We start from the raw sequence: 3,904 nt of genomic DNA on the forward strand, positions 1-3,904 counted from the left end.
AGCCGGGCCGGCGCCGCCATGATCCGCCAGGCGGCGGCGCGCGCGACCGGCCGGCCCGCGCCGGTCATCTCGGCCTCGAGCAGCGTGATCCGGCGCCCCGGCCGGACGACCCGCGCCCGCACCTCCAGCGGCGCCACGGGCACCGGGCCGAGGAGGTCCACCGTCACCCGCGCCACCCGGGTGCCCGGGACCGGCTCGTGCCGCTCGAACGCCCGGCCGAACAGGGCCGCGACCGGCCCCGCGTGCTGGAACTCCGCTGACCACGGCCCCGCCGTGGCGGTGGTGGCGGCGAACCGCCCGCCGCCGAGCGGCTCGTAGAACGCCGTCGCCGATCCGTCCATCCGCACCCCTCCCGTACCTAGAAGATCATTCTAGGTACGGGACGGCGGCGGGAGCGCCGCCGTCAGCCGCAGAGCTTCTGGGTGGCGGTTCCGGTCTCCAGGGAGGGTTCCTCGGTCGGCGCGGCGGTCGGCGTCGCGGAACCGGCCTTCACCTTCTTCACGCCGTCCCAGTCGGCGCCGACCATGATCCTGATCTGGGACCCGAGGGCGTCGACCTCCTTCAGCCTGGCGCCGGGGATCGCCGCCGCCAGCGTCTTCGCCGCGTCCTTGCGGTCCGGCCCGTACTGGATCTGCGTGGTCTGCAGGCCCCGGCCGGCGACGCCGGGGACGACCGTCGCGTGGAAGCCCGCGCCCGACAGCTCCCTGCCCGCCCGCGTCGCCAGCCCGCGCGTGCCGATGGCGTTGAGGACCCGGACCTGGATGTGGTCCGGAGCCACCGTCAGGTCGTTCTTGGACTTGGTGGGCGCCGGCGTAGCGCTCGGCTTCGGCGCGTCCTTCACCAGGGGCTGGTCGCGGCGGATGCGGGTGAACAGGTCACGGGCCTTGCCCTGGTCCCACTGGACGGTCGACTGCGGCCTCGGCGAGTTCCACAGCACGGTGTCGAAACCCTGGTTGGACAGCGGGACCTTGGCGAAGGTCATGTTGTCGGTGGACAGGTCCTTCATCTGCTCGGTCAGCTTCGGCAGGTTCTTGGCGAGCTTCGGGTCGACACGGAGCGACTTCAGCGCCGCGTTGAGGAACTTCGCCGACTTGACCGGGTCGCTGAGCGTCTTGCTGGACAGGGCCTGCTTCATCATCGAGGCCATGAACTGCTGCTGCCGGTCGATGCGCCCGAGGTCGCTGCCCCCGGTCAGCGTGTAGCGGGCGCGGGCGAAGCCGAGGGCCTTGAGACCGTCCACATGCGACTTCCCGGCGGGCAGCTTGAGCCCGCTCTTGGGGTCGTCGATCGCCTGCTCGGCGCACACGTCCACGCCGCCGAGCGCGTCCACCATGTTGACGAACCCATAAAAGTTGATCTCGACGTAGTGGTCGATCGACACGCCCGTGGTTCGCTTGATGGTGTCGACCGTCAGGTCCGGCCCACCGAACTGGTACGCCCAGGTGAGCTTGCCCGGACGAGCGCCGACCTGTGCCCCCTTGACCCCCTCCGAGCCGTTCGACCTGTGCGAGGGGATCGTGACGTAGGAGTCGCGGGGGAGGTTCACGATCGACACGCGGTCGTGGTTCCGCGAGACGTGCAGCAGCAGCATCGTGTCGGACCGCTCGCCCGGCTCGTGCCCGAGCTTGGCCGCGCGCTGCTGCTCGCGCGTCAGGCCCTCGCGGCGGTCGACGCCCGCCACCAGGATCGTCATCGCGCCCTTCGGCGCGTCCTTGCCCTTGCCCAGCCCGCCGACCGACACCTTGTCGATGGCGCCGGTCACGTAGTTCTGGAACGCCCACGCGCCGCCCGAGGTCAGCAGCACGAACGCCGACATCGTCCCGGTGACCATCAGGAAGCGGCGCTGCCGCCGGGCGCTCACCGCGGCCCGCGGGCTCAGTCCCGGCCCGGGACGCCGCGGCCCCCGCTTCTCCACCTGGACCCGCGGCGCGGGCATCCCCTCGACGGTGACGCCGTCGATGTCGCCGTCGCCCTCGGCCCCCTCCGGCTCGCCGCCTCCGGGCCGCGGCCGGAAGTAGCGCTCCAGCGGGTCGGCGTCGTCATGACCCGAGTCGTGCCCGTCTGCCATGCCGACCACTCTAAAGTGGTGAAGACCCGTCCGTTCGCTACCTGGGCCTCGTGTCCTTGCAGTAACGTGGCGCCGTCTTGACCACACCCCGGCGGCCCGCACGCAAACCTGGGTGGCGTGGGCTGCGTCAGACAAGCGAGCAAGAGAGAGGAAGTGGGGCCTCCCTCCGGCCGCTCGGCCGAGGTGCGCCCGCGAGCCCACATGAATCCGTCTCCGCATGCCCAGCACGCCCAGCAGCAGGACCAGCAGCGCGAACAGCGGCACGACCGGCGGCCCGGCGCCGATGACCGCACCTGGCCCGCCGTCTCGATCGTGATGCCGGTGCTCAACGAGCAGCGGCACCTGACCGACTCCGTCCGGCGCATCATGAGCCAGGACTATCCCGGCGATCTGGAACTGGTGCTCGCGGTCGGACCGTCCCGCGACCGCACCGAGGAGATCGCCGGCAGGCTCGCCGGCGAGGATCCGCGCATCGTCGTCGTCGCCAACCCGACCGGCCGCACCCCGCAGGGCCTCAACATCGCCATCAAGGCGTCGCAGTACTCGATCATCGTCCGGGTGGACGGGCACTCGCTGCTGCCGCCCGACTACGTCCGCGCCGCCGTCGAGACGATGGAGGAGTCGGGCGCCGACAACGTCGGCGGGATCATGGCCGCCGAGGGCGTCACCGCGTTCGAGAAGGCCGTCGCGCGCGCGATGACGTCCAAGCTCGGCGTCGGCAACGCCCGCTTCCACACCGGCGGCGAGGCGGGCGAGGTCGAGACCGTCTACCTCGGCACGTTCCGCCGCAGCGCGCTGGAGCGCGTCGGCGGGTACGACGAGACGTTCACCCGCGCCCAGGACTGGGAGATGAACCACCGCATCCGGCAGAGCGGCGGCCGCATCTTCTTCACCCCCCGCATGCGGGTCACCTACCGTCCCCGCCCCAACCTGCGGGCGCTGGCCAAGCAGTACTTCCACACCGGCCGCTGGCGCCGCGTCGTCGGCCGCGAGCACCAGGGCACGCTCAACCTGCGCTACCTCGCCCCGCCCATCGCGGTGCTGGCGATGACCGCGGGCGCCGTCGCCGGGGCGTTCGGGTTCTGGCCGGGCTGGATCCTGCCCGGCGGATACGCGGCCGCGATGGTGGCGGGCGCCGCCGTCGAGGGGCGGGGCCTGCCGTTCGGCGCGTGGCTGCGGCTCCCGCTGGTCTTCGCGACCATGCACCTCACCTGGGGCGTCGGGTTCCTCACCAGCCCGCCCGGCCTGGGCCAGCCGGCCCCGGCCAAGCCCGGCGGAGCCGCCCGGTAGAGGCCGCGGCCGGAAACCACCCCCGAACCCTGGTGCGTCCGGGCACGTCTGAGGGTTAGGTTGGCGGGATCATGCCTCCCGCCCCCCGAGGAGGTGGCCATGTCCAACGGCGCCCGCCACGCGATAGGCGTGGTGATCGGCCTGATCGTGACCCCGGTGATCGCCGGATGCCTGCTGTACGCCACGAACCGGCTGGCCCGCTATTTCCTGCGGTACTACGCCCACGGCAACGATCGCTGGACGGCCGCGGCGCTGCTGCTGGCGGCCGCGGTCGTGATCGGCCTGGTGACGGGCACCCGGGTGTCGCCGCTCGCCTCGCTCGTCCCCGGCGCCGTCTTCGCCGCCGCCGGCGCGCTGTGGGTGGTCGCGCCGCGCTGGTCGATCGAGCACACCGCCCGCAAGCTGCCCGATGACCTCGACCGCGGCTACCAGTACCTCGGCCCGTACGGCATGCTGCTCGTCCTCGGCGTCGCGCTGCTCGTCGCGTCCGCCGCGCCGTCGCGCTGGCGGGCCGCCACGCGCGCGCCGCGCCACGGCGGCCCGCCG

General features: G+C 72.8%; 4 protein-coding genes. 2 read left to right on the top strand and 2 right to left on the bottom strand.

The window, feature by feature from the left end; translation table 11 throughout:
• Together E1291_RS39920 and E1291_RS39925 are read right to left on the bottom strand one after the other, a co-directional pair.
• Positions 1-341, bottom strand: a 341-nt coding sequence (locus tag E1291_RS39920) for an acyl-CoA thioesterase domain-containing protein (protein ID WP_165495529.1), incomplete at its 3' end; no start/stop codon positions are given.
• A gap of 62 nt (positions 342-403) precedes the next feature.
• Positions 404-2,068 (bottom strand): LCP family protein, encoded by a 1,665-nt coding sequence (locus E1291_RS39925; protein WP_131743195.1) that lies wholly within the window; start codon positions 2,066-2,068, stop codon positions 404-406.
• 201 nt (positions 2,069-2,269) lie between these two features.
• Between E1291_RS39925 and E1291_RS39930 the strand changes: the two genes are divergently transcribed.
• Together E1291_RS39930 and E1291_RS39935 are read left to right on the top strand one after the other, a co-directional pair.
• Positions 2,270-3,358: a glycosyltransferase family 2 protein gene (locus E1291_RS39930; RefSeq protein WP_131743196.1), complete on the top strand. Its 1,089-nt coding sequence runs from the start codon at positions 2,270-2,272 to the stop codon at positions 3,356-3,358.
• Between the two features lie 99 nt (positions 3,359-3,457).
• A partial coding sequence (locus E1291_RS39935) for a hypothetical protein (RefSeq protein ID WP_131743197.1) occupies positions 3,458-3,904 on the top strand: 447 nt, incomplete at its 3' end.

The sequence above is a fragment of the Actinomadura roseirufa genome (assembly GCF_900659635.1).
Classification (GTDB): domain Bacteria; phylum Actinomycetota; class Actinomycetes; order Streptosporangiales; family Streptosporangiaceae; genus Spirillospora; species Spirillospora roseirufa.

Excerpts from the sequence above, each read along its gene's own strand:
- E1291_RS39925 (WP_131743195.1), bottom strand. The coding sequence starts at position 2,068 with ATGGCAGACGGGCACGACTCGGGTCATGACGACGCCGACCCGCTGGAG.
- E1291_RS39930 (WP_131743196.1), top strand. The coding sequence starts at position 2,270 with ATGAATCCGTCTCCGCATGCCCAGCACGCCCAGCAGCAGGACCAGCAG.